25 protein-coding genes are annotated in these 25592 nt (G+C 58.4%); 13 read left to right on the top strand and 12 right to left on the bottom strand.

The features are described from left to right. Positions 1-84: 84 nt before the first annotated feature. Together gorA and RS584_RS22005 are read right to left on the bottom strand one after the other, a co-directional pair. Positions 85-1437 carry a glutathione-disulfide reductase gene (gene gorA, locus RS584_RS22010; protein WP_017384179.1) on the bottom strand — a complete coding sequence of 451 codons (1353 nt, stop codon included), beginning with the start codon at positions 1435-1437 and terminating at the stop codon, positions 85-87. 70 nt (positions 1438-1507) lie between these two features. After that, positions 1508-2350 carry a 23S rRNA (adenine(2030)-N(6))-methyltransferase RlmJ gene (locus RS584_RS22005; RefSeq protein WP_047364408.1) on the bottom strand — a complete coding sequence of 281 codons (843 nt, stop codon included), beginning with the start codon at positions 2348-2350 and terminating at the stop codon, positions 1508-1510. Between the two features lie 206 nt (positions 2351-2556). On the opposite strand from RS584_RS22005, the gene prlC reads away from it, so the two are divergent. Together prlC and rsmJ are read left to right on the top strand one after the other, a co-directional pair. Next, the gene (prlC, locus tag RS584_RS22000; protein WP_039269545.1) at positions 2557-4599 is read left to right on the top strand and encodes an oligopeptidase A; all 2043 of its coding nucleotides are present in this window, start codon (positions 2557-2559) and stop codon (positions 4597-4599) included. 7 nt (positions 4600-4606) lie between these two features. Continuing rightward, positions 4607-5359 (top strand): 16S rRNA (guanine(1516)-N(2))-methyltransferase RsmJ, encoded by a 753-nt coding sequence (gene rsmJ / locus RS584_RS21995; RefSeq protein WP_017384177.1) that lies wholly within the window; start codon positions 4607-4609, stop codon positions 5357-5359. A 133-nt stretch (positions 5360-5492) separates the two neighbouring features. On the opposite strand, the gene uspA is transcribed toward rsmJ, so the two are convergent. Further along, entirely contained in the window at positions 5493-5930 is a 438-nt protein-coding gene (gene uspA, locus RS584_RS21990; RefSeq protein WP_003861223.1) for a universal stress protein UspA, read from the bottom strand. A gap of 283 nt (positions 5931-6213) precedes the next feature. On the opposite strand from uspA, the gene uspB reads away from it, so the two are divergent. Continuing rightward, positions 6214-6549 carry a universal stress protein UspB gene (uspB, locus tag RS584_RS21985; RefSeq protein WP_315748633.1) on the top strand — a complete coding sequence of 112 codons (336 nt, stop codon included), beginning with the start codon at positions 6214-6216 and terminating at the stop codon, positions 6547-6549. A 54-nt stretch (positions 6550-6603) separates the two neighbouring features. Here the strand turns inward: uspB and pitA are convergent, their stop codons facing one another. Next, entirely contained in the window at positions 6604-8103 is a 1500-nt protein-coding gene (gene pitA / locus RS584_RS21980; protein WP_003861225.1) for an inorganic phosphate transporter PitA, read from the bottom strand. Between the two features lie 228 nt (positions 8104-8331). Here pitA and RS584_RS21975 point away from each other — a divergent pair, with 228 nt between their 5' ends. Next, a complete protein-coding gene (locus tag RS584_RS21975) occupies positions 8332-9531 on the top strand; it encodes an NAD(P)/FAD-dependent oxidoreductase (RefSeq protein WP_003861226.1) in 1200 nt (399 codons plus the stop codon). An 87-nt stretch (positions 9532-9618) separates the two neighbouring features. Next, positions 9619-10644, top strand: coding sequence for a TerC/Alx family metal homeostasis membrane protein (locus tag RS584_RS21970; protein ID WP_015571505.1), 1026 nt, complete (start codon positions 9619-9621; stop codon positions 10642-10644). A gap of 60 nt (positions 10645-10704) precedes the next feature. Here RS584_RS21970 and RS584_RS21965 read toward each other — a convergent pair whose 3' ends face one another. From RS584_RS21965 to RS584_RS21955, 3 genes are all read right to left on the bottom strand, one after another. Further along, entirely contained in the window at positions 10705-11367 is a 663-nt protein-coding gene (locus RS584_RS21965; RefSeq protein ID WP_003861228.1) for an HAD family hydrolase, read from the bottom strand. Positions 11368-11473: 106 nt separating this feature from the next. Then, a complete protein-coding gene (locus RS584_RS21960) occupies positions 11474-12268 on the bottom strand; it encodes an SDR family NAD(P)-dependent oxidoreductase (RefSeq protein ID WP_017384097.1) in 795 nt (264 codons plus the stop codon). Between the two features lie 32 nt (positions 12269-12300). Next, entirely contained in the window at positions 12301-13182 is an 882-nt protein-coding gene (locus RS584_RS21955; protein WP_032649778.1) for a LysR family transcriptional regulator, read from the bottom strand. Between the two features lie 99 nt (positions 13183-13281). On the opposite strand from RS584_RS21955, the gene RS584_RS21950 reads away from it, so the two are divergent. From RS584_RS21950 to arnF, 8 genes are all read left to right on the top strand, one after another. Further along, on the top strand, positions 13282-13788 hold the full coding sequence (locus tag RS584_RS21950; RefSeq protein ID WP_315748632.1) for a phenolic acid decarboxylase: 507 nt from the start codon (positions 13282-13284) through the stop codon (positions 13786-13788). Between the two features lie 324 nt (positions 13789-14112). Further along, entirely contained in the window at positions 14113-15252 is a 1140-nt protein-coding gene (arnB, locus tag RS584_RS21945; RefSeq protein WP_315748630.1) for a UDP-4-amino-4-deoxy-L-arabinose aminotransferase, read from the top strand. A gap of 1 nt (position 15253) precedes the next feature. Next, the gene (gene arnC / locus RS584_RS21940) at positions 15254-16237 is read left to right on the top strand and encodes an undecaprenyl-phosphate 4-deoxy-4-formamido-L-arabinose transferase (protein WP_017693824.1); all 984 of its coding nucleotides are present in this window, start codon (positions 15254-15256) and stop codon (positions 16235-16237) included. Next, positions 16234-18216 (top strand): bifunctional UDP-4-amino-4-deoxy-L-arabinose formyltransferase/UDP-glucuronic acid oxidase ArnA, encoded by a 1983-nt coding sequence (gene arnA, locus RS584_RS21935; protein ID WP_110871395.1) that lies wholly within the window; start codon positions 16234-16236, stop codon positions 18214-18216. Before arnC ends, arnA begins: the two co-directional genes overlap by 4 nt. Beyond that, on the top strand, positions 18213-19115 hold the full coding sequence (gene arnD, locus RS584_RS21930; RefSeq protein WP_315748628.1) for a 4-deoxy-4-formamido-L-arabinose-phosphoundecaprenol deformylase: 903 nt from the start codon (positions 18213-18215) through the stop codon (positions 19113-19115). The genes arnA and arnD overlap by 4 nt, the downstream gene beginning before the upstream one ends. Then, positions 19112-20731, top strand: coding sequence for a lipid IV(A) 4-amino-4-deoxy-L-arabinosyltransferase (arnT, locus tag RS584_RS21925; protein ID WP_315748626.1), 1620 nt, complete (start codon positions 19112-19114; stop codon positions 20729-20731). The genes arnD and arnT overlap by 4 nt, the downstream gene beginning before the upstream one ends. Continuing rightward, entirely contained in the window at positions 20731-21054 is a 324-nt protein-coding gene (gene arnE, locus RS584_RS21920; RefSeq protein ID WP_015571497.1) for a 4-amino-4-deoxy-L-arabinose-phosphoundecaprenol flippase subunit ArnE, read from the top strand. Before arnT ends, arnE begins: the two co-directional genes overlap by 1 nt. Then, a complete protein-coding gene (gene arnF, locus RS584_RS21915) occupies positions 21051-21434 on the top strand; it encodes a 4-amino-4-deoxy-L-arabinose-phosphoundecaprenol flippase subunit ArnF (protein ID WP_252011042.1) in 384 nt (127 codons plus the stop codon). The genes arnE and arnF overlap by 4 nt, the downstream gene beginning before the upstream one ends. Here arnF and acpT read toward each other — a convergent pair. From acpT to RS584_RS21890, 5 genes are read right to left on the bottom strand one after another with little or no spacing between them, the layout of a single operon-like run. Continuing rightward, entirely contained in the window at positions 21406-21999 is a 594-nt protein-coding gene (gene acpT / locus RS584_RS21910; protein ID WP_032649774.1) for a 4'-phosphopantetheinyl transferase AcpT, read from the bottom strand. The genes arnF and acpT overlap by 29 nt on opposite strands. A 2-nt stretch (positions 22000-22001) precedes the next feature. Beyond that, positions 22002-23231, bottom strand: coding sequence for a beta-ketoacyl-ACP synthase (locus tag RS584_RS21905; protein ID WP_017384107.1), 1230 nt, complete (start codon positions 23229-23231; stop codon positions 22002-22004). Further along, positions 23228-23959, bottom strand: a complete 732-nt coding sequence (locus RS584_RS21900; RefSeq protein ID WP_315750030.1) for a 3-ketoacyl-ACP reductase FabG2 — start codon at positions 23957-23959, stop codon at positions 23228-23230. The genes RS584_RS21905 and RS584_RS21900 overlap by 4 nt, the downstream gene beginning before the upstream one ends. Beyond that, entirely contained in the window at positions 23953-24426 is a 474-nt protein-coding gene (locus tag RS584_RS21895) for a 3-hydroxy-fatty acyl-ACP dehydratase (protein WP_193041614.1), read from the bottom strand. The genes RS584_RS21900 and RS584_RS21895 overlap by 7 nt, the downstream gene beginning before the upstream one ends. Next, a complete protein-coding gene (locus RS584_RS21890) occupies positions 24426-25592 on the bottom strand; it encodes a beta-ketoacyl-[acyl-carrier-protein] synthase family protein (protein WP_017384110.1) in 1167 nt (388 codons plus the stop codon). The genes RS584_RS21895 and RS584_RS21890 overlap by 1 nt, the downstream gene beginning before the upstream one ends.

Raw genomic sequence — 25592 nt, 5'->3', positions numbered from 1 at the left:
TACCGTTTGTACAGCCGTTGGGTTTACCTGCCCAGGGCATAAAAAAACCGGCCAGCTGGCCGGTTTTGTTGCGGATCAGACGGATCAGCGCATAGTCACAAACTCTTCCGCCGCAGTCGGGTGGATCGCCACGGTGTTATCGAAGTCTTTCTTCGTTGCGCCCATCTTCAGCGCCACCGCGAAGCCTTGCAGGATCTCGTCCATGCCGAAACCAATGCCGTGGATGCCGACGATCTTCTCCTCCGGGCCCACGCACACCAGCTTCATGCGGCATGGCTGACGGTGCGAGGTGACCGCGGTATACATCGCGGTAAACGCCGATTTATACACTTTCACCTGGTCATCGCCGTACTGCTCACGCGCCTGCGGCTCGGTTAAGCCGACGGTACCGATTGGCGGGTGGCTGAAGACCACGGTCGGGATGTTGCTGTAGTCCAGATGTTCGTCCGGCTTGTTATTAAACAGACGCTCGGAAAGACGACGCCCCGCCGCCACGGCAACCGGCGTCAGCTCTACGGCGCCGGTGTTATCACCGACGGCATAAATGCCCGGTACGCTGGTGTTCTGGAACTTATCAACGACAATGTAGCCTTTTTCATTGGTTTTCACCCCGGTTGCGGCCAGGTTGAAGTTGTCGGTGGCCGGTTCACGACCAATCGCCCAGATCAGGCAATCAACGGTCTGGCTACGGCCATCTTCCAGTTCCAGAGTCAGGCTACCGTCCGCATTTTTCACCACCGCTTTTGGCACGGCGTTGGTGTGCAGGGTTGGGCCTTCGGCGTTCATCACCTCGACCAGCGTGTCGACGATCAGCGGGTCAAAGCTGCGTAGCGGCGCGTGTTTACGCACGAACAGGTGCGCTTCCGCTCCCAGGCCGTTAATCACGCCGGCCAGCTCAACCGCGATGTAACCTGCGCCCACAATGGCAACGCGTTCTGGCAGAGCAGGCAGCTCGAAGAAACCGTCGGAGTCGATACCGTATTCCGCGCCCGGAATGTTCGGGTGGCTCGGACGGCCGCCGGTGGCGATCAGGATGTGATCGGCGGTGATCGTCTCGCCGTTCACTTCGATCGTCTTCGCATCCACGAAACGGGCGAAGCCGCGGATCACGTCGACGTTATTCTTGCCCAGCACGTTATCGTACGAGGTGTGAATACGGTCGATGTAGGCGGTACGGCTGGCGATCAGTTTATCCCAGTCGAAGTGGTTGATGGTGGTGTCAAAGCCGTAGTCCGGGCCATACATATGGATAGCTTCACGGATTTGCGCGGCATGCCACATCACTTTCTTCGGTACACAACCCACGTTCACGCAGGTGCCGCCGAGTTCTTTGGCTTCAATCAGCGCACACTTCTGGCCGTACATGGCCGCACGGTTGATGGAGGCGATGCCGCCGCTGCCGCCGCCGATTGCGATGTAGTCATAATGCTTAGTCATAGCGTTGTCCTTAATCGTGAATTGCCGCGATTGTATACCTGAAATCAATAGTTTCCACCGATGGCTGCGATTACTCCGGCACGATCCAGCTCACGGTGGCGTGACCCGTACCGGCTGGCACCAGCGTTTTGTGCAGCCACGGCAGCACGTTGTTCATCTGTCCTTCGAGCTTCCACGGCGGGTTAATGACGATCATGCCGGACGCGGTCATGCCGCGCTGGTCGCTGTCAGGGCGCACCGCCAGCTCAATTTGCAGGATTTTACGAATGCCGGTCGCTTCGAGGTCTTTGATCATGCGTTTAATTTGCGCGCGCAGCACTACCGGATACCACAGGGCATAGGTGCCGGTCGCAAAGCGTTTGTAACCTTCGTTAATGCCGGTCACCACCGCCTGATAGTCGGTTTTGATTTCGTACGGCGGGTCGATCAGCACCAGGCCGCGACGGGAAACCGGCGGCAGTTTGGCTTTCAGCTGCTGGTAGCCATCGGCTTTGTCCACGCGGGCGCGGTTATCTTTCTGAAACTCAGAACGCAGCAGCGGGAAGTCGCTCGGGTGCAGCTCGGTCAGCTGAAGGCTGTCCTGCTCACGCAGCAGCTGGCGGGCAATCAGTGGTGAACCCGGGTAGTAACGCAGCTGGCCGTTGCGGTTGAAGTGATTCACCACGCCAATGTACGGCTCCAGCTCGGCAGGCAGATCGTCCTGCTGCCAGATACGCGCAATCCCTTCCAGATATTCACCGGTACGCTCGGCATGCTCGCCGCTCAGCTGATAACGGCCCGCGCCCGCGTGGGTGTCCAGATAAAGGAACGGTTTATCCTTTTCTTTAAGCGATTCGATGATCAGGCTCTGAACGGTGTGTTTGAGGACGTCGGCGTGGTTGCCTGCGTGGAAGCTGTGGCGATAACTGAGCATGGGTAATGATATTCCGCTGAATTGACGATTTGCCACAGTTTACAGCAGAACGGCACAGATTACCCGCAGGCCCGGTAAGCGCAGCGCCACCGGGCGTTTTTCGACAACCTTCGGCATTGAAATCCTCTACACTTAACCCCATTACTGAACAATATGCACAGCGCCGGATGCGCGCTTCATTCATCTATTTCAACAGGACAGCGTTTATGACCAATCCATTACTGACGCCTTTTTCGTTGCCACCGTTTTCTAAAATCCTCCCTGAGCATGTGGTTCCGGCCGTTACCCAGTCGCTGAACAACTGCCGTGCGGCGGTAGAAAGCGTGGTCGCGCAGGGCGCGCCGTACACCTGGGAAAATCTGTGTCAGCCGCTGGCCGAAGTGGACGACGTGCTGGGGCGTATTTTCTCCCCGGTGAGTCACCTGAACTCGGTGAAAAACAGCCCGGAGCTGCGTGAAGCCTACGAACAGACCCTGCCGCTGCTCTCTGAGTACAGCACCTGGGTCGGTCAGCATGAGGGGCTCTACAAAGCCTACCGCGACCTGCGCGACGGCGACCACTATGCCGAACTGAACACGGCGCAGAAAAAATCGGTCGATAACGCCCTGCGTGATTTCGAACTGTCCGGGATTGGCCTGCCAAAAGAAAAACAGGTCCGCTACGGCGAAATCGCCGCGCGCCTGTCCGAGCTGGGCAACCAGTACAGCAACAACGTCCTCGACGCCACCATGGGCTGGACGAAGCTGATTACCGATGAATCTGAACTGGCGGGTATGCCGGAAAGCGCGCTGGCGGCGGCAAAAGCCCAGGCCGAAGCGAAAGAGCAGGAAGGCTTCCTGTTAACGCTGGATATCCCAAGCTATCTGCCGGTGATGACCTACTGCGACAACCAGGCCCTGCGCGAAGAGATGTACCGCGCCTACAGCACCCGCGCCTCCGATCAGGGGCCGAATGCCGGTAAGTGGGACAACAGCCCGGTGATGGCGGAGATCCTCGCTCTGCGCCACGAGCTGGCACAGCTGCTGGGCTTCGACAGCTACGCGGATAAATCCCTCGCCACCAAAATGGCTGAGAACCCACAGCAGGTGCTCGACTTCCTGACCGATCTGGCGAAACGCGCCCGTCCTCAGGGTGAAAAAGAACTGGTTCAGCTGCGCGCCTTTGCGAAAGCGGAGTTCGGCGTGGACGAGCTTCAGCCGTGGGATATCGCGTACTACAGCGAAAAACAGAAACAGCACCTCTACAGCATCAGCGACGAACAGCTGCGTCCGTACTTCCCGGAAAACAAAGCCGTTAACGGCCTGTTCGAGGTGGTGAAACGCATCTACGGCATTACCGCGAAAGAGCGTACCGACATCGACGTCTGGCATCCGGACGTGCGCTTCTTCGAGCTGTATGACGAGAAAAACGAGCTGCGCGGCAGCTTCTATCTGGATCTTTACGCGCGTGAAAACAAACGTGGCGGGGCGTGGATGGACGACTGCGTGGGCCAGATGCGTAAAGCGGATGGTTCCCTGCAAAAACCGGTCGCCTACCTGACCTGTAACTTCAACCGCCCGGTGAGCGGCAAACCTGCGCTGTTTACCCACGATGAAGTGATCACCCTGTTCCACGAGTTCGGTCACGGCCTGCACCACATGCTGACCCGCATCGAAACCGCTGGCGTCGCCGGTATCAGCGGTGTGCCATGGGATGCGGTCGAGCTGCCAAGCCAGTTTATGGAAAACTGGTGCTGGGAGCCGGACGCGCTGGCATTTATCTCCGGCCATTACGAAACGGGCGAACCGCTGCCGAAAGAACTGCTGGATAAAATGCTGGCGGCGAAAAACTACCAGGCGGCGATGTTCATCCTGCGTCAGCTGGAGTTCGGCCTGTTCGACTTCCGCCTGCACGCCGAGTTCAGCCCGGAGCAGGGGGCGAAAATCCTCGAAACCCTGGCTGAGATTAAAAAGCAGGTCGCGGTTATTCCAGGCCCGACCTGGGGACGCTTCCCGCACGCGTTCAGCCATATCTTCGCAGGCGGGTACGCCGCAGGCTACTACAGCTACCTGTGGGCCGACGTGCTGGCGGCAGATGCCTTCTCGCGCTTCGAAGAAGAGGGGATTTTCAACCGCGAAACCGGTCAGTCGTTCCTTGATAACATCCTGACGCGCGGCGGTTCAGAAGAGCCTATGGAGCTGTTCAAACGCTTCCGTGGCCGCGAGCCGCAGCTGGATGCGATGCTGGAGCATTACGGAATCAAAGGCTGATTGCTACGTGAAGATCTGCTTAGTAGATGAAACAGGCGCCGGGGACGGCGCCTTATCTGTTCTGGCGGCCCGCTGGGGGCTGGAACATGATGAAGACAACCTGATGGCGCTGGTGATGACGCCGGAACATCTGGAGCTGCGCAAACGCGATGAGCCAAAGCTTGGCGGGATTTTTGTCGATTTTGTCGGCGGCGCGATGGCGCACCGGCGTAAGTTTGGCGGCGGTCGCGGTGAAGCGGTGGCCAAAGCGGTCGGCATTAAAGGCAGCTATCTGCCGGACGTGGTGGATGCCACGGCGGGGCTGGGGCGCGATGCCTTTGTGCTGGCGTCTGTCGGCTGTCGGGTGCGGATGCTGGAGCGTAATCCGGTTGTCGCCGCGCTGCTCGACGACGGGCTGACGCGGGGCTACGCGGACCCGGAAATCGGCCCGTGGTTACAGGAACGTTTGCAACTTATTCATGCCTCCAGCCTGACGGCGCTGACCGATATCACCCCGCGCCCGCAGGTGGTCTATCTCGACCCCATGTTCCCGCATAAGCAGAAAAGCGCGCTGGTTAAGAAAGAGATGCGGGTGTTTCAGTCTCTGGTGGGGCCAGATTTAGATGCCGATGGCCTGCTGGAGCCGGCTCGTCAGCTGGCGACGAAGCGGGTGGTGGTGAAGCGGCCGGACTATGCGCCGCCGCTGGCGGACGTTGCGACCACTAACGCGGTGACCACCAAAGGACACCGATTTGATATTTATTCGGGAACGCCGGAATAGTGCGGGCTGATGCCCTCACCCTAACCCTCTCCCACAGGGAGAGGGAACAAACATTAAAAACGGCAACCGTGTTGCCGTTTTGCTTTTACCTTGTAGGCCCGGTAAGCGTTAGCGCCACCGGGCTTTTTTGCACTTACTCGTCTTCTTCGTCACGCAGTGGAACAATCAGCATATCCACGTGTACGGTGTTAATCAGCTGGCGCGCGGAAGACATCAGCTTGCTCCAGAAGTCCTGGTGATGACCGCATACCACCAGGTCCATATCGTATTTCTTAATCGCATCAACCAGCACCTGGCCCAGATCGCCGCTACCGCTTAAGGTTTCAGTGATTGGATAGCCCGCGTTGGTAGAAAGCTCGCTCAGCGCGTGGTGAGTCTCTTCGGAGATGCGTTTCTGCATATCGCCGAGATTCACGTCGATCAGACCGGTGTAGAGGTCGGAGTAATTCACATCAACGTGAATCAGCGAAACTTTCGCGTTGTAGGGACGTGCCATGGATACTGCTTTATCAACCAGCACTTTACTCTCCGGGGAGAGGTCTACCGCGATGAGAATGTGTTTGTAAGCCATAGTGTTACTCCTTCCTTAAGTTATCGATGACTAAATGGGAAAGCCGTCGTCTGATGCTTTCATTACGGCCCAGTTAAACATATTTTTCAAGCTTTGGTGTTGATAACGATTAACCTTGTGGCAAAAAAATTAACGGATCTCCTACACTATTTAATGAGCCGTTCGGATATTAAAACGCGAACCGGATCGACTTTTGGTCATTCTTTCACTGAACTGTCTGTCAGGGCATTGGGGTGCGGTAGCTCAGGAGCCTTGCTTCGTGGGCGGACGCCGGGGAGGATGTATGATTAGCACCGTCGCATTGTTTTGGGCGTTATGCGTGGTTTGCATAGTGAATATGGCGCGCTACTTCTCATCGTTACGTGCGCTGTTAGTGGTACTTCGTTGTTGCGATCCGTTGCTTTATCAGTATGTGGACGGTGGAGGGTTCTTCACCTCGCACGGACAGCCCAGCAAGCAGATGCGTCTGGTGGGGTATATCTACTACCAACGCTACCGCGATCACCACGATGAAGAGTTTATCCGTCGCTGCGAGCGCCTGCGTCGTCAGTTCATTTTGACCAGCGCCCTGTGTGGCCTGGTTGTGGTGAGTATGATTGCGCTGATGATTTGGCACTGAGCATAAAAAAAGCGGGCCAGTTTCCTGACCCGCTTTTTTGTCGCCTTCAGCCGATTAAATCAGCTTCAGCGAAATCCAGTACAGACCGCCAGACAGCAGGATGGACGCCGGGAGGGTGAACACCCAGGCCATCAGGATGTTGGTCACGGTTTTACGCTGCAAACCGCCGCCGTCAACAATCATGGTACCTGCCACGGACGAAGAGAGTACGTGGGTGGTGGAGACTGGCATACCGGTGTAGCTCGCCAGACCGATAGATACCGCTGCCGTCATCTGCGCGGACATACCCTGCGCATAGGTCATGCCTTTCTTACCGATCTTCTCACCGATGGTGGTCGCCACACGACGCCAGCCAATCATCGTACCGATACCCAGCGCCAGTGCGACCGCCATGATGATCCAGATTGGCGCGTACTCAATGGTGTTGAGCATATCGCCTTTCAGTTTCTTCAGCAGACGTTGGTCGTCAGCATTAACCTCTGGCAGCTTCGCGACTTTATCGGTCACGTCGGAGATACAGAGCATGATGCGACGCAGTTGACCACGCTGTTCAACAGCCAGTTTGTCATAGCTTTCGATATCGGCCAGCATGCCTTTCGCACGTTCCAGCGCGTTAATCGCGTTTGCCGGATGGCAATGGAACTCGCCCGGTGCCGTCGTTGCGCCTGACTCCGGAGAAGGAATCAGCTGGTCCACGCCGGTCGCTTTCTTCAGCAAATCAGGATGCTGCTGGAAGTAAGTCTCAACGTTGTTTACCGCATCACGGGTACGGGTGATTTCGTAACCGGAGGCGTTCATGTTAACCACGAAGCCCGCCGGTGCGACGCCAATCAGAACCAGCATCACCAGGCCGATACCTTTCTGACCATCGTTCGCGCCATGAGAGAAGGCGACGCCAATAGCGGAAATGATCAGCGCGATACGCGTCCAGAACGGCGGCTTTTTCTTGCCGTCTTTCTTCTCACGCTCTGCTGGCGTCAGGTGGATACGCGCACGTTTTTTCGTGTTGCTCCAGTAGCGACGCAGGATGAAAATCAAGCCACCCGCCACCACCAGACCGACGATAGGGGAGATGATCAGAGAGCCGAAAATACCGAGAACTTTCGGGATATTCAGCGCATCAACGACGGAGGTCCCGGTCATCAGGGCATTGGTTAACCCGATACCGATAATCGCGCCGATGAGGGTGTGAGAGCTGGATGCCGGCAGGCCGAAATACCAGGTACCGAGGTTCCAGATAATCGCAGCAAGCAGCATTGAGAACACCATGGCCAGGCCATGACCGGAACTCACGTTAAGCAGCAGATCCGTTGGCAGCATATGCACAATGGCATACGCAACGCTCAGTCCGCCCAGGAGGACACCAAAAAAGTTAAATACCGCCGCCATCACGACCGCAAGCTGCGATCGCATTGCGCGAGTGTAGATAACCGTTGCTACTGCGTTTGCAGTGTCGTGGAAGCCGTTGATCGCTTCGTAAAACAGCACAAAAACCAGAGCAAGCAATAATAAAAGCCCGGTATGTAAATCCAGGCCGGCAAACAAATGTAGCATAGGACGTTACGCCATTTTGAGGACATGAACGCGGCGCATTATCCAGGACAAATGCGCAACGGGCAAAGTGAAATATAGACTTTTTTTGACATACCACCTGATTTGGGAAATGTGCCTGAAAGGATAATCTTTAAATATCAATGAAATGGCTTTGTAATATCTTTTTACGCTGGTGCGACCACTGAGGAAACTTTACAATCCGCGGCAGTTAACGAAGAGGATTTTGACGTGGAAAGGTTTGATGCCGTAGTAATTGGCGCCGGTGCGGCGGGTATGTTTTGTGCGGCGATGGCCGGACAAGCGGGTCGTCGCGTGCTGCTGCTGGATAACGGAAAAAAGCCTGGCCGCAAGATCCTGATGTCTGGCGGCGGGCGATGCAACTTTACTAATCTTTATGTCGAGCCTGCTGCCTATTTGAGCCAGAACCGTCATTTTTGCAAATCTGCGCTGGCGCGCTACACCCAGTGGGATTTTATCGAACTGGTGGGTAAACACGGTATCGCGTGGCATGAGAAGACGCTGGGGCAGCTGTTCTGCGACGACTCCGCGCAGCAAATTGTCGATATGCTGGTGGCCGAGTGCGAGAAAGGCGGCGTAGTTATGCGCCTGCGCACCGAAGTGCTGGACGTCGCCCGTGACGAGCAGGGCTACACGCTGCAACTCAACGGTGAAACCGTCAGCGCCGATAACCTGGTGATCGCCAGCGGCGGCCTCTCGATGCCGGGTCTGGGCGCCTCACCGTTCGGCTATAAAATTGCCGAGCAGTTTGGCCTGAAGGTACTGCCCACCCGCGCCGGGCTGGTACCGTTCACGCTGCATAAGCCGCTGCTGGAACAGCTTCAGACGCTCTCCGGCGTGTCTGTGCCGTCGGTCATTACGGCCGAAGACGGCACGGTGTTCCGCGAAAATCTGCTCTTTACCCATCGCGGACTCTCGGGCCCGGCGGTATTGCAGATCTCCAGCTACTGGCAGCCGGGGGAGTTTGTCTCCGTAAACCTGGTGCCGGACTGCGATCTGGACGCCTTCCTTAACGAGCAACGCGCTGCGCACCCGAATCAAAGCCTGAAAAATACCCTGGCGATGCAGCTGCCGAAGCGTCTCGTGGAGTGCTTGCAGGTGTTAGGGCAAATTCCGGATGTCGCGCTCAAGCAGCTCAACAGCCGCGAGCAGGAAACGCTGGTGGAGACGCTGACGAACTGGCGCGTACAGCCAAACGGCACCGAAGGCTACCGCACGGCGGAAGTGACGCTGGGCGGCGTGGATACAAACGAACTCTCATCCCGCACGATGGAAGCCCGCAACGTGCCGGGTCTTTATTTCATTGGTGAAGTGATGGACGTGACCGGCTGGCTCGGCGGGTATAACTTCCAGTGGGCGTGGGCCAGTGCCTGGGCATGCGCGCAGGCACTCGCTGAAAAGAACGGTTAATATTTATTTTTTTAGCGTGCTGCGTCCTTATCGGGTCCACGCTTTTTATTGTGTGCATGGTGTTTTGTCTTCTTAAAAGGGTTGTCTATGTCTGCTGCTCATCTCGGTTTCCCGACGGAAACCGTTGTTGTCTTCGTGGTGATGGCCGTTGGGGCGATGTTTATCGACCTCTTCATGCACCGTCACGATAAACCGATCTCGCTGAAAAGCGCGGTCATGTGGTCCATCTTCTGGGTCATGATGGCGATGGCCTTCGCCGGATTCTTATACGTGCACCACGGCGCGGAGATGGCCAGTCTGTTCCTGACCGGCTATGCGCTGGAAGAGGTGCTCTCCGTCGACAACCTGTTTGTGATGATGGCGATCTTCGCCTGGTTTGGCGTGCCGGATAGATATCGTCACCGCGTGCTCTACTGGGGCGTACTCGGGGCGATTGTGTTCCGCGGTATTTTTGTTGCCATTGGCACCAGCCTGCTGAGCCTGGGACCGTATGTTGAGGTCATTTTTGCGCTGGTCGTCGGCTGGACGGCGGTGATGATGCTGAAACGCAATGAAGAGAGCGATGAAGTAGAAGATTACTCCAACCATCTGGCGTACCGCCTGGTGAAACGCTTCTACCCGGTGTGGCCAAAAATCAGCAGCCATGCGTTTATCCTGACCCAGAAAGAGGTGGATGCCGAACTGGAGAAACCTGAAAACAAGGATGTGATGGTAGGCCGCGTGAAGAAGGCGAAGCGCTACGCGACGCCGCTGCTGCTCTGCGTCGCGGTGGTGGAGCTGTCCGACGTGATGTTCGCCTTCGATTCCGTACCCGCAATCATTGCCGTCAGCCGTGAGCCGCTGATTATCTACAGCGCAATGATGTTCGCGATCCTCGGCCTGCGTACCCTCTACTTCGTGCTGGAAGCGCTGAAGCAGTATCTGGTGCATCTGGAGAAAGCGGTGGTGTTACTGCTGTTCTTCGTGGCGTTCAAGCTGGGGCTGAATGCGACCGACCACTTCTGGCATCACGGTTATAACATCGGCGCCACGGCAAGCCTGTTTGTGGTGCTGGGGGTACTGGCGCTGGGGATTATTGCGAGCGTGATGTTCCCGGGAAAACGTGAGGCCTGATGTACCGCTTTTCTCCCTCTCCCTGTGGGAGAGGGCCGGGGTGAGGGCACCGGGCCGCACCTAACCCTTAATTGGTGAATTTCGGCGCTTGCTCGGATGATGAAAATGCCGCCAGTGCGGATCCTGCGCCGCCGCCAGCAACTCGTGGTCGCCACGCGTGTCGCCCCAGGCGCGCAGGTGATACGCGTTCAAATCCCCATACACCTTCTCCAGCCTCGCCACCTTCTGGGCACAACGGCAGTTGTGGCCGGTGATCCGCCCGGTCAGCTTGCCGTCTTTCACTTCCAGCTGCGTGCCAATCAGCTTAATGCCGAGCTTATCGGCCCACGGCTGCAATACCAGCGCCGGGGAAGCAGAGCAAATCGTCACTTCCGCACCGGAATTGACCTCGTTGGCGACGGCCAGCACACCTTCCGGGCGCATCAGCTTGTTCCAGTATTTTTCACAGAAGGCTTCCGCCTGCTGACGTAACCAGTGCTCATCCACCCCCGTCAGGAAGGTTTTGATCAACACCTCTTTCAGCTCATCTCGCGTCAGCTTTCGGCGCACACAGTGCAGCGTAGGCAGGGCCATGCGCACCAGTCGGCCAGCAAAGTAGCGCTTGCCAAAGGCAAAGCGCAGGAACGGGATAAAACTGTCGTGGTGCGTCAACGTACCATCAAAGTCAAAGACAGAGAGCACGCTGGACTTCGCCACGGCTTCGTCGGCAATCATATTGGTCATAAATACGTCTTAGCTGAAATACACATTCTGTTCACTAGTTTACCTGCTTTACCTTCACAGTCCTTATATCAGGTCGCATTTTTTCCTGAACCTGTGGCCTGACGGGTCAAACAATGTCATCCACCACGCCGCCGTCAACGCGCAGCGCCGCGCCGGAAGTCGCGGAGGCCTGCATGGAACAGACATATACCACCATATTTGCCACTTCTTCCACCGTGGCGGCGCGCTGGATCACCGAGCTGGGGCGATTCGCCATCACGAACTCTTTCGCCAGCTGTTCCAGCGATTTACCGGTTCTTTCGATCTCGTCTTTCATCATCGCGGCAAAACCGTCCGACATTGTCGGGCCCGGCAGCACGCTGTTCACCGTCACGCCGCTGCCTGCCACGAACTTCGCCAGACCGCGCGCCAGCGAGAGCTGGGCGGTTTTTGTCACGCCATAGTGGATCATATCCGCAGGAATATTGCAGGCCGATTCTGACGAGATAAACACTACCCGACCCCAGCCCTTTTGTACCATGCCTGGCAGCAGGGCACGGGAGAGGCGCACGCCGGACATCACGTTGGTCTGCCAGTAGCGTTCCCAGGTCTCGTCGTCGGTGGAATAAAAATCCTGCTGGCCATAGATCCCGGCGTTATTCACCAGAATATCGACGTGCGAGGCGACCCTGAGCAGTTCGTCAACGCCCTCCTGCGAGCTTAGATCGGCTATGGCGGCACGGACCTGTACGCCCGGCACCACCTGCTGTAGCGCCTGAATGCCTTTGTTCACCGAGTCGACGCTGCGCCCGTTCACGATCACTTCCGCACCGCTCTCCGCCAGCCCGCGGGCGATGGCAAACCCAATACCGCCGGTGGACGCGGTCACCAGCGCTACTTTCCCCGTTAAATCAATTTTCATCATTCGCTCCTTGTCATCTTATGGTTCAAAACTTAAAGCGTAGCAGTTGACGATGACGGCTCCTGTTTAAAAAGGCGCAACAGCGTCTCAACCTGCTCGTCCAGCGGGCTGAGGGAGCGTTTGACGATGAGGTGCAGCGGCGTGGCGCGACGTACGCCGTGGCTGAGCGGCAGCGTTTTAAGGATGCCCTGCTGGAGCGGGGTCTGAATGCGTTCTTCCGGTAACCAGCCGTATCCAACCTGATACATCACCGCTTCGATCGCGGCATCGATGGTGGAGAAGGTCCACGACTCCCCGGTGGGGTGAGCGGTGGGCTGGCTGTCTGCGATCTGAATGCGCGGCCACGGTCGTAGCATCTCGTCGTTAAGCGGTGTATCCAGCGCAAACAGCGGGTGAGCGTGATGCGCGACGGCAACAAAATCGATATTCATCAGCCATTCGCCCAGGCCGGTAATGTCCTGGCGGCGGGTTAAGACCATCACGTCGGCTTCATCATTAAGCGCATCTGCGCGGCTGTTTTCCAGCACCTCGGTAAGCCGCACCTGCGTTTGCGGGTACAGCTGCTGAAACTGGCGCAAAATCGCGAACAGCCGGCTGCGCGGAAAAATACTGTCTACCATCAAATCGATACGGGTTCGCATCCCGCTGCGCAGGGTCGCAGCGCGCGTTTCAACATAGGCGAAGGCTTTCAGCAGCGGTTTAACCTGATTCAGCAACAGCTCACCCGCCGGGGTCAGCACGGCACGCCGTCCCTCTGTCATCAGGAGCGCCACGCCCAGCCGCTCCTGCAACAGCGACAGGTTATAGCTGACCGAGGACTGGCTGCGGTGGGTCTCTTCCGCCGCCTTAGCGAAGCTGCCAGCCTCGATGACTCTCTCCAGCAAGGCCCACTGTTCGAGCGTCGTCTTGTGCATAATTAATCTAAATTTTGGATGAATTTGATTCAAACATAGCGTTATTCATTCATTTTTTGAAGGGGTACGATCGTCTCATCAAAACAAAGGAGACATCGTATGAGCACCTTCGATAAACATGATTTAAGCGGCTTTGTCGGCAAACATCTTGTATATACCTACGATAATGGCTGGAATTACGAAATTTACGTTAAAAACGAAAACACCCTGGACTACCGTATTCACAGCGGTCTGGTGGGCAACCGTTGGGTGAAAGATCAGCAGGCCTACATTGTTCGTGTTGGGGAGAGCATCTATAAAATTTCCTGGACGGAGCCAACCGGTACCGACGTGAGCCTGATCGTGAACCTGGGCGACAGCCTGTTCCACGGCACCATCTTCTTCCCGCGCTGGATCATGAATAATCCGGAAAAAACCGTCTGCTTCCAGAACGATCACATTCCACTGATGAATAGCTACCGTGATGCCGGGCCAGCGTATCCAACCGAAGTGATTGATGAATTTGCCACCATCACCTTCGTGCGCGACTGCGGTGCGAATGACGATAGCGTTATTGCGTGCGCGGCCAGCGAGTTGCCAAAAAACTTTCCTGATAATTTAAAATAAGCGCGACAATTAACTAAAAAGAAAAGTTCCCGACTCATTTCATATTTATTGGAAATGGTCGGGGATTTTTTTATTTGTTGATGTTTGGTTTAGATAATTGACTCTAATACGGTGAGCGGAATCACATAATAAATAATTCATAATTACTTAACCTATTGTTTAATAATAAATTTATATCAATTCACTCCTCCTTTTTATCACCATCTTAATTTTTCCCTAAGAAATGAACGTTACCTTGAGATGAGTTTATGGTTCGTTGAAATAAACGCATCGGCATTTGGTTAATATCAAAAAGTTGCCATGCATAACTCAAGGAAATTAATAATGCGTGATTTTTTGCCTTTTTCCCGGCCCTCAATGGGCGCGGAGGAAATCGCCGCGGTACAGGAGGTAGTAACCTCCGGCTGGATCACCACCGGGCCGAAAAATCAGATGCTTGAAGAGGCGTTCTGTACGCTGACGGGAAACCGTCATGCGATTGCCGTCTCCTCTGCCACGGCGGGGATGCACGTCACCCTGATGGCGATGGGGATTGGTCCCGGCGATGAGGTGATTACGCCCTCCCTGACCTGGGTATCGACGCTGAATATGATCGTGCTGCTGGGTGCCATACCGGTGATGATCGACGTCGACAGAGACACGCTGATGGTGACGCCTGAAGCGGTCGAGGCCGCCGTTACGCCTCGAACCAAAGCCATTGTGCCGGTTCATTATGCGGGTGCGCCGTGCGATATTGACGCCATCCGCGCCGTCGGTGAACGTCACGGTATTCCTGTCATTGAAGACGCGGCCCATGCCGCCGGAACGTACTACCACAGCCGTCATGTAGGCTGGCGGGGCACCGCAATATTCTCCTTCCACGCCATCAAAAACATGACCTGCGCCGAAGGTGGGCTGGTGGTGACGGATGACGAGCAGCTGGCGCAAAACATCCGTAGCCTTAAGTTCCACGGTCTGGGCGTTGATGCCTATGACCGCCAGACCCATGGCCGCGCGCCGCAGGCCGAGGTCATCACCCCGGGTTTTAAATACAACCTCGCGGATATCAACGCCGCGCTGGCGCTGGTGCAGCTCGGCAAGCTGGGCGAAGCCAACAGGCGCCGTCGCGACATTGCCGACCGCTACCTGCTTGAACTCTCGGATACCCCTTTCCAGCCGCTGCGCATTCCGTCCTGGCCGCATCTGCACGCCTGGCACCTGTTTATCATTCGCGTGGATGAGGCCCGGTGCGGCCTCTCGCGTGATGCCCTGATGGCCGCGCTGAAGGAGCAGGGCATCGGTACGGGCCTGCATTTCCGTGCGGCACATACGCAAAAATACTACCGCGAGCGTTTCCCTGATGTGTCGCTTCCGAACTCTGAATGGAACAGCGCGCGTATTTGTTCTCTCCCTCTTTTCCCGGACATGACCCATGACGACACAACCCGCGTCATTACCGCGCTCCATCAGCTTGCAGGACATTGATATGTTCAGTGCGCCGCCCGTGCAAAAAGTTTCCGTGGTGATCCCGGTCTATAACGAGCAGGAGAGCCTGCCGGAACTGATCCGCCGCACGACTGCCGCCTGCGAGACGCTCGGCAAAGCTTATGAAATTCTGCTGGTGGACGACGGCAGCAGCGACGACTCCGCGCGGATGCTGACCGACGCCGCGCAGGCGGAGGGCAGCCACATTGTTGCCGTACTGCTCAACCGTAACTACGGCCAGCACTCGGCAATTATGGCCGGGTTCAGCCACGTTACGGGCGATCTGGTGATTACCCTGGATGCTGATCTGCAAAACCCGCCGGAAGAGATCCCGCGTCTGGTCGCCAAAGCCGACGAAGGTTACGACGTGGTCGGCACCGTGCGGCAAAACCGCCAGGACAGCCTGTTCCGCAAGCTGGCGTCTCGCACCATCAACCGTCTGATCCAGCGCACCACCGGCAAAGCGATGGGCGACTACGGCTGCATGCTGCGCGCCTATCGCCGCCACATCGTCGACGCCATGCTGCACTGCCACGAGCGCAGCACCTTCATTCCTATTCTGGCGAACACCTTTGCCCGTAAAGCGACGGAGATCCCGGTGCTGCACGCCGAGCGCGAGCATGGGGAGTCAAAGTACAGCTTTATGCGTCTGATCAACCTGATGTACGACCTGATCACCTGCCTGACCACCACGCCACTGCGCCTGTTGAGCGTGTTCGGCAGCGTTATCGCGCTGGCCGGGTTTGCGCTTTCCGTTCTGCTGGTCGTTCTGCGGCTGGTCTTTGGTCCCCAGTGGGCGGCGGAAGGGGTCTTTATGCTGTTTGCCGTGCTGTTCACGTTCATTGGCGCCCAGTTCATCGGTATGGGTCTGCTGGGTGAGTACATTGGCCGTATTTACAACGATGTTCGCGCGCGTCCGCGCTATTTTATTCAACGTGTTGTCCGTCAGGAGCACCTGGCATCTCAAGAGGAAAACCACCCATGAAAACCGTCGTCTTTGCCTATCACGATATGGGGTGCACGGGCACGCAAGCCTTGCTGGACGCAGGCTTCGACATTACCGCCATCTTCACCCATCCGGATGTTGCCGGGGAAAACCACTTCTTCGGCTCGGTGGCGCGTATTGCGGCTGAACACGGTATTCCGGTTTACGCCCCGGACGATGTGAACCATCCGCTGTGGGTGGATCGTATTCAGAAGCTTGCGCCGGACGTGATTTTCTCTTTCTACTACCGCAATCTGCTTTGCGACGACATCCTGAGCGTGGCGACAAAAGGCGCATTTAACCTGCACGGCTCGCTGCTGCCAGCCTACCGTGGCCGTGCGCCGCTGAACTGGGCGCTGGTTAACGGTGAAACAGAAACCGGCGTAACGCTGCACAAAATGGTACGCCGTGCCGATGCGGGCGGTATCGTGGCACAGCTGAAAGTGGGCATTGGCGCTGATGAGACGGCGCTGGAGCTGCACCACAAGCTCTGCATCGCCGCGCAAAGCCTGCTTCGCGACGCGCTGCCGACGATCCGTCAGGGGACTTTTACCGAAACCGCGCAGGACGAAAGCAAGGCAAGCAGTTTTGGTCGCCGCACGCCGGAGGACGGGCGACTGGACTGGGCGAAACCGGCGCGTCAGCTGCATAACCTGGTGCGCGCCGTGACCGACCCGTGGCCGGGCGCGTACAGCTTCGCCGGAGTCAGTAAATTTATCGTCTGGAAATCCCGCGTGCGTGACGACATTCCGGCGGCAAAACCGGGCACCGTCATCTCGGTCTCTCCGCTGATTGTGAGCTGCGGCGAGCAGGCGCTGGAGATCGTCACCGGACAAACGGACAACGGGCTGTACGTGCAGGGGGCGCAGCTGGCGCAGTCTCTTGGTCTGGTGGCGGGGGCGCTGATCACCAGCGCGCCGGTGGTGGCGATCAAACGCCGCACGCGCGTCTTAATCCTCGGCGTAAACGGGTTTATCGGTAACCATCTGACCGAACGGCTGCTGGAAGACGACAATTACGAGATCTACGGTCTCGATATCGGATCCGATGCGATCGGTCGATTCCTCACTAATCCCCGTTTCCACTTCGTTGAAGGGGACATCAGCATCCATTCCGAATGGATCGAGTACCACATCAAAAAATGTGACGTAGTGCTGCCGCTGGTGGCGATTGCCACCCCGATTGAATACACCCGTAACCCGCTGCGCGTGTTCGAACTCGATTTCGAAGAGAACCTGAAGATTATCCGCGACTGCGTGAAATACGATAAGCGCATCATCTTCCCGTCGACGTCGGAAGTGTACGGCATGTGTACCGACAATAACTTCGATGAAGACACCTCCAGTCTGGTGGTCGGGCCGATTAACAAGCAGCGCTGGATCTACTCCGTCTCTAAACAGCTGCTGGACCGCGTGATCTGGGCATACGGTGAGAAAGAGGGGCTACGCTTTACCCTGTTCCGCCCGTTTAACTGGATGGGGCCGCGCCTGGACAACCTGAACGCCGCGCGTATCGGCAGCTCCCGCGCCATCACCCAGCTGATCCTCAACCTGGTGGAAGGTTCGCCCATTAAGCTGATTGAAGGTGGCAAACAGAAACGCTGCTTCACCGATATCAGCGACGGTATTGAAGCGCTGTTCCGCATCATCGAAAACAAAGACGGCCGCTGTAACGGGGAGATCATCAACATCGGTAATCCGGACAACGAAGCGAGCATCCGCGAGCTGGCGGAAATGCTGCTGGCAAGCTTTGAACGTCACCCGCTGCGCAGCCAGTTCCCGCCGTTTGCCGGTTTCCGCGAAGTGGAGAGCAGCAGCTACTACGGCAAGGGTTATCAGGACGTTGAACACCGCAAGCCGAGCATCCGCAATGCGAAGCGCTGCCTGAACTGGACGCCGACGGTGAAGATGGAGCAGACCATTGATGAAACGCTCGACTTCTTCCTGCGCACCGTGGAGCTGTCGGAACAGGCATCATGAAAAAGGTCGGTTTACGCATTGACGTCGACACCTTTCGCGACACGCGCGAGGGCGTGCCGCGGCTGCTGGAGCTGCTGAGCAAGCACAACGTGCGCGCGACGCTTTTCTTCAGCGTCGGGCCTGACAATATGGGGCGTCACCTGTGGCGCCTGATTAAACCGGCCTTTCTGTACAAAATGCTGCGCTCGCGCGCGGCATCGCTCTACGGCTGGGATATCCTGCTGGCCGGAACCGCATGGCCCGGCAGGCGCATCGGCGCGGAAAATGAAGCGATCATCTGCAAGGCCGCGCAGCATCATGAAGTGGGGCTGCACGCCTGGGATCACCATGCCTGGCAGGCCTGGGCGGGCGTGTGGGATATCCCCCGCCTGGCGCGTGAGGTTGAGCGCGGCGTGCTGGAGCTGGAAGCCATTACCGGCCAGCCTGTGCGCTGTTCCGCCGTGGCGGGATGGCGGGCCGACCAGCGCGTGGTGAAGGCCAAAGAACACTTTGCCTTTCGCTACAACAGCGATTGCCGGGGCACCGGACCGTTTTTACCGCTGCTGGGGGAAAACCGAACCGGCACGGTGCAGATTCCGGTCACCCTTCCGACGTGGGATGAAGTGGTCGGGCGCGAGGTGAGTGCCGACAGGTTTAACCGTTACATTCTGGATGCGATGCACCGCGATGCCGGTACGCCGGTTTATACCATCCATGCCGAAGTGGAAGGCATTGCGTATCAGCAGGATTTCGACGCGTTGCTTGCGCTGGCGGCGCAGGAGGGCATTCAGTTCTGCCCGTTAAGCCAGCTGTTGCCGGACGATCCTGGCACGCTGCCCCTGGGAAAAATCGTCCGTCGTGAAATGGCTGGCCGGGAAGGCTGGCTTGGCTATCAACAAACCGTGAGCCCGGCACTATGAAAACAGCCCGCTATGGCCTGACGCTTCTCGCCCTGTTTGTCGTTTACTACCTCCTTCCGGTCAACCTTCGCCTGTTATGGCAGCCAGATGAGACGCGCTATGCGGAAATCAGCCGCGAAATGCTGGCCTCCGGCGATTGGGTGGTCCCGCATTTCCTCGGGCTGCGTTACTTTGAAAAACCCATTGCCGGTTACTGGGTGAACAGCATCGGGCAATGGCTATTTGGACACACCAATTTTGCCGTTCGCGCGGGGGCGATATTCTGCACCGGGCTGACGGCGCTGCTGGTGATCTGGCTGGCCTGGCGTCTCTGGCAGGATAAGCGGGTGGCGATCTTCTCCGGCCTGATCTTCTTAACCCTGTTCCTGGTCTATGGCATCGGCACCTACGCCGTGCTGGATCCCATTATCACCCTCTGGCTGGTGGCGGCTATGTGCAGCTTCTGGCTGGCTTCGCAGGCGAAAACGATAGCCGGAAAAGCGGGGGGCTACATTCTGCTGGGGCTGGCCTGCGGCATGGGCGTCATGACCAAAGGCTTCCTGGCGCTGGCGGTACCGGTGATTGGCGTGCTGCCGTGGGTGATTGCGCAACGACGCTGGAAGGAGGTGCTGGTTTTCGGCTGGCTGGCGATCCTCAGCTGCGTACTTATCGTCCTGCCCTGGGGGCTGGCAATCGCTCAGCGTGAACCCGATTTCTGGCGTTACTTCTTCTGGGTGGAGCATATCCAGCGCTTTGCCCGGAGCGATGCCCAGCATAAAGCGCCGTTCTGGTACTATCTGCCGTTCCTCATCGCGGGAAGTCTGCCGTGGCTGGCGATGCTGCCGGGCGCGCTACGCCTGGGATGGCGAGACAGAGAAAACGAGAGGGCGGGGCTTTATCTGCTGGGCTGGATCGTGATGCCGCTGCTGTTCTTCAGCATCGCCAAAGGCAAGCTGCCGACCTATATCCTGCCGTGCTTTGCGCCGCTGGCGATCCTGATGGCGCGCTACGCCTGCACCGTCGCCGAAAAAGCGTTACGTATTAACGGTGGGATCAATATCGCGTTTGGCGTGCTTGGCACGCTGGCGGCGCTGGTGGTCTCGCCGTGGACATCGGTCGAGATGTACAAACTCTTCTGTGCGGTAGTGGCTTTTCTTATCTGGGCCTCGGTGGGCTGGTTTACCCTTAAAAATCCGCAGCGCTGGTGGCTGGCGGCGCTTTGCCCTGCCGGACTGGCGCTGCTGGTGGGTTTTGCGATCCCGGACCGGGTAGTGGATTCCAAACAGCCGCAGTCGCTGGTGGATTCCGTTCGCGAGCCATTACAGATGAGTAAATTCGTCCTGGCGAACAACGTTGGTATAGCCGCCGGGCTGGCGTGGGAGCTTCAGCGTAATGACATCATTTTGTATGGGCAGAGCGGCGAGCTGAAATACGGCCTGGATTATCCGGACGCTAAGGGGCGTTTTGTGAGCAAAGATGATATCGCGCACTGGCTTGAAGCGCATCGTCAGCAGGGACCGGTGTCGCTGGTGATCCTGTTGTCGAAAAACGACGACCTGGCCCGCGCCGGGCTGCCAAAACCGGACAACCTGACGATTCAGGGGCGTCTGGCTTACCTGCAATATCTGCCGCAGTGATGGCCTGGATCTGGCTGGTGCTGGCAAGCCTGTTGAGCTGCGCAGGTCAACTGTGCCAGAAACAGGCGACCCGGGCAGGCGGCGGTCAGCAGGTCGCCCTGTGGCTTGGGCTGGCCCTGCTGATGCTGGGGGGCGGGATGGTTGCCTGGCTGGTGGTATTGCAGCATCTGCCCGTCGGGGTGGCGTACCCCATGCTGAGCCTTAACTTTGTCTGGGTAACGCTGGCGGCAAAAATCGTCTGGCATGAGCCTGTCCCGCTACGTCACTGGCTGGGCGTCGGGTTGATTATCGTCGGGGTTATTTTGCTGGGAGGAAGCCTGTGAACGGTGCGTGTTGGGCGTTATGCAGCGTAGTGTTAGTCAGCGTGGCGCAGCTGCTGCTGCGTCATGCGATGGTGACGCTGCCCCCGATGAGCGACGCTTTCTGGGCTGCCCTCTGGCATATAGCCCCCGGTACAGGCGCGCTGATGCTGGGGCTGACAGGCTATTGCGCCTCAATGGGCTGCTGGTATCTGGCATTGCATCGTATGGCGCTCAGCAAAGCGTATGCCTTGCTGAGCCTCAGTTACATCCTGGTGTGGAGTGCTGCAATTTTACTGCCCGGCTGGGGAGAACACTTTTCCTGGCGCGGGCTGGCGGGCATCGGCTTGATTATACTCGGCGTGCTGGTCATTTTTATGCCGCAGAGATACCGGAGTAAGTAACCGCTTCCGCCGTTAAGGTGAAAGGCGTAGGGGTACAGACCGCCAGGCTCAGCGAGCCGAAGCGTAGCTGACTGACCGGGAGGGACTGGGCGGTGCTGTCAATGCTGACAATCTGCCACGCGCTGCCGCCACGCTGTTTGACGATTGCCTCTTTGCGCGTCCAGATGCGCCAGAATGCGGAAAGCTGCTCTTCCGGCGCTTCACGTTCCAGCTCGTCATGTTCGGTGAGGCTGAAAACGGCATTCGCCAGCGCCTGCCAGTTCTCCCGCGGGCGGATCACTTCGATATCGCAGCCCACTTCACCTTCATCGCTCATCAGCAGGGCAATGTCGTCCCCGCTGTGGCTCAGGTTAAACCACAGAGGATGGCCGTTAGCGAAGGCCGGTTTTCCCTGCTCGCCGTAAATTATCTCGGGAAGCGGTGAGGGGGATAAGGTTCTGGCGAGCAGCGTCCGGCCTGCAAGCCAGGAAGCGTGTCGTGCACCCTGAGGTGCCATGTCTGCGAGCGTTGACGCCAGCGGGTCCGCGCTAAGGGTGGAGATCTTTCCCAGTACAAACTGGTACATAGTTACGCCCAGCGTTTAATGATTATCGAGGTATTGATGCCGCCAAAGGCAAAGTTATTGCTCTGAATAAATTCGCAATCAATCGGGCGGGTTTCCCCCATAATATAATCTAAAGCGCCGCATTGCTCATCCGGTTGTCTTAAATTGAGCGTCGGTGTGAACCAGCCCTCCCGCATCATGTGCAGACTCAGCAAGGCTTCCAGCGCGCCGCAGGCGCCCAGGGTATGACCGAAATAACTCTTTAAGGATGAGATGGGCACGCTGTCGCCGAAAATGGCGGCGGTCGCCTGACTCTCGGCGATATCTCCGCGATCGGTTGCCGTGCCGTGGGCAGAAATGTAGCCAATCTCCTGAGGACCAAGGCCCGCCATCGCCAGCGACTGCGCCATACACACCTGCATGGTTTCACGCTGGGGCTGGGTGATGTGCGCCGCATCGCAGTTGGTGGCAAAGCCCACGATCTCGCCATAGATTGTCGCCCCGCGCGCTCTGGCGTGATCCAGCGCTTCCAGCACCAGCGTGCCCGCCCCTTCGCCAATCACCAGGCCATCGCGCTGAACGTCAAACGGCGACGGCGTGGTTTTTGGCGCGTCGTTACGCTGGCTGGTGGCAAACAGGGTATCGAAAACCGCCGCTTCCGACGGGCACAGCTCTTCCGCGCCGCCTGCCACCATCACCGTCTGGTAGCCGTGACGAATCGCTTCCCAGGCGTAGCCAATCGCCTGGCTGCCAGAGGTACAGGCGCTCGAGGTGGGGATCACCCGTCCGCGCAGGCCAAAGAACAGCCCGGTATTCACCGCCGTGGTGTGCGGCATCATCTGCACGTAGGTGGTGCCGGTGATGTTGTGGGTGTGCTTTTCGGTGAGCATGGAGGCGAACTCGCTGACCGGCCCGGTGCTGCCGGTCGACGAGCCGTAGGCGATGCCGGTCTGACCGTTGGTCAGCACCGCGTCGTCGATCAGTCCCGCCTGCTCCAGCGCCAGCTCGGTGGCGCGGGTAGAGAGCAGCGACACCCGGCCCATGGCGCGAATGCGCTTACGGGTATAGTGAGCGGGGAGAGTGAAGTCTTCAATCGGCGCGGCGAGCAGGGTTTGCAGGCCGTCATACGCCTGCCACTCCGTCATGGTACGCACCGCATTTTCATACTCGCGCAGACGGCGCGAGATGGTCGGCCAGTCCTCGCCGAACGCGGTGACGCCGCCCATGCCCGTAATCACTACCCGGCGGGTCATAGCATGCCTCCGTTAATCGAAATCACCTGACGCGTCACATAGCCTGCTTTATCCGACATCAGGTAACTCGCCAGCCCGGCGACCTCCTCAGCCTGTCCCATACGCTGCATCGGGATCATCGACATCGCCGCGTGCAGCGCGGCTTCGTCCATCTCGATCATGCCGGTATCGATCAGCCCCGGCGCGATGCAGTTGACGGTGATTTTGCGTTTTGCCAGCTCGGTGGCGAGCGCTTTGGTGGCGCCGATGATCCCGGCTTTCGCCGCGCTGTAGTTCACCTGCCCGCGGTTGCCCATCAGACCAGAAACCGACGACAGGGTGATAATCCGCCCGCCCTTGCGGGTGCCGATCATCGGCATAATGCAGGGATGAATGACGTTATAAAAACTGTCGAGATTGGTGTGGATCACGCTGTCCCAGTCATCGTCGCTGAGCGCCGGAAAAGCACCGTCGCGGGTAATACCGGCGTTACTGACCACGCCATACCACGCGCCGTGGTCAGCGATCTCCTGTTCCAGCACCGTGCGGCACTGCTCGCGGTTGCTCGCGTCGAAGGTGAGTAAACGGCCCGCGCCGCCTGCCTGGACAATCGCTTCCAGCGTCTCCTGCGCGCCCGCTTCATCACGATGGTAATGCACGCCGACGGTGAAACCGTCCGCCGCAAGCTGAAGGGCGATAGCGCGGCCAATGCCTTTGCTGGCGCCAGTGACCAGTACGGATCTCATGATGGTGTTCCCTGGTTGAAAAGTGTGGTTAATTCATCCTCGCTCGGCTGGAAGGTGTTCACGCGGCCCGTGGCGAGGGAGACACTATCCGCACGAATGGTGCACTCGAAGCTGCCAAAGCGTTCATCCTGCATCAGACGTTCGATGGTGATGATCAGCGTGCTGCCTGCGGCAAAATGCCCTGCGTCGCACACCAGCTCGCGCGCGCCCAGCACCATGCCCAGCGCACAGTGCGGCAGCCCTTTTTGCATCCGGTGCCATTCAGACCAGACGCCCACGGTCTGGGCCATCAGCTCCAGCGCAAACCAGCCAGGCAGGTTGCCGTCCGCGTCCAGGAACGGAGCCAGAACGCCCCGATCGTTCACCGTCACGCTGCAAACGGCGCGGTCATCGGTGACGCTTTCCACGCTCTCAAGCAGCAGCATCGGCGTGTCGTGAGGAAGATAATCCCCGGGAGGTAAGTAGCGCATCATACCCTCCCCAGCAGAAGGCTGGCGTTGTTGCCGCCAAACGCGAAGGAGTTTGACAGGATCGCCGGTTTATTCAGCGGTGCGCTCTGGTGCAGCAGGCCGAAGGCGGGCAGGGTGTCGTCTGGCGCGTAGCGGGAAAAATCCTGCGGCGGCAGCGGCAGGTCTCGGGTCAGGATCAGCCAGCTCAGGGCGGCCTCGGTGATCCCCGCTGCGCCCAGCGTGTGGCCGGTAAGATGTTTCGTGGAGCTGCACGGCACGCGGTCGCCAAAGAGATCGTGGATCACCTGCGCCTCAATGCGATCGTTCAGCGGCGTAGCGGTGCCGTGCAGGTTGATATAGCCGACGTCCGCCGCCGTCATGCCCGCCTCGTTCAGCGCCTGGTTGATGGCGCGGATCGCCCCTTCGCCCTGCGGATGCGGGGCGGAAATATGGTACGCATCGCTGGATTCCCCCGCGCCCAGGAGCGCAACCTCGCCCGGCTCGCGGGTCAGCACCATCAGTGCCGCCGCTTCGCCAATGGTGATCCCCCGACGGTGGCGGCCAAACGGTTCGCACAGGGTTGGGGAGAAGGACTCCAGGCTGTTGAAGCCGTTGACCGGCATGCGGCTCAGGCTGTCGGCCCCGCCGACGATGGCGACGTCCACCAGCCCGGCGTCAATCAGACGACGACCGCTGACGATCGCCCGCGCGCTGGAGGAGCAGGCGGTTGAGATGGTATACGCCGGGCCGTCCAGCGCAAGCCAGCGGGCGAGAAAGCGCGACGGATCGCCCAGCTCCTGCTGCGGATATTGCCACTGCGGGCTGCTCTCGCCGTTCTGCGCGCGGCGCACGTACTCATCACCCTCGTCCAGCCCGGAGGTGCTGGTGCCCAGCACAACCGCCACGCGGTCGCGCCCCACGCGCGCAATGGCCGCATCGACCGCGGGCCGGATTTGCGCCAGCGCCGCCAGCAGCAGCTGGTTGTTGCGGCTGCGATGCGCAGAAAAAGACTCGGGGACAGGGGGAAGTTCACCCTCCACGCCCCCCAGCACGGCCTCGGGTAAGCCCTGTAGCCAGCCTGCACGCTGGCGCATCCCGGGGGCCACACCAGCGATCAGGTTCGCCGCTATTTCATCAGCCGAGTTGCCGAGCGCGTTGACCATGCCAACGGCAGAAAGGTAAATCAT

Source organism: Enterobacter sp. DTU_2021_1002640_1_SI_PRY_ASU_LCPMC_013 (assembly GCF_032389435.1).
Lineage (GTDB): Bacteria > Pseudomonadota > Gammaproteobacteria > Enterobacterales > Enterobacteriaceae > Enterobacter > Enterobacter hormaechei_C.
Note: the sequence above shows the minus strand (reverse complement) of the source record. Positions and strands in the feature narration are given on the sequence as shown.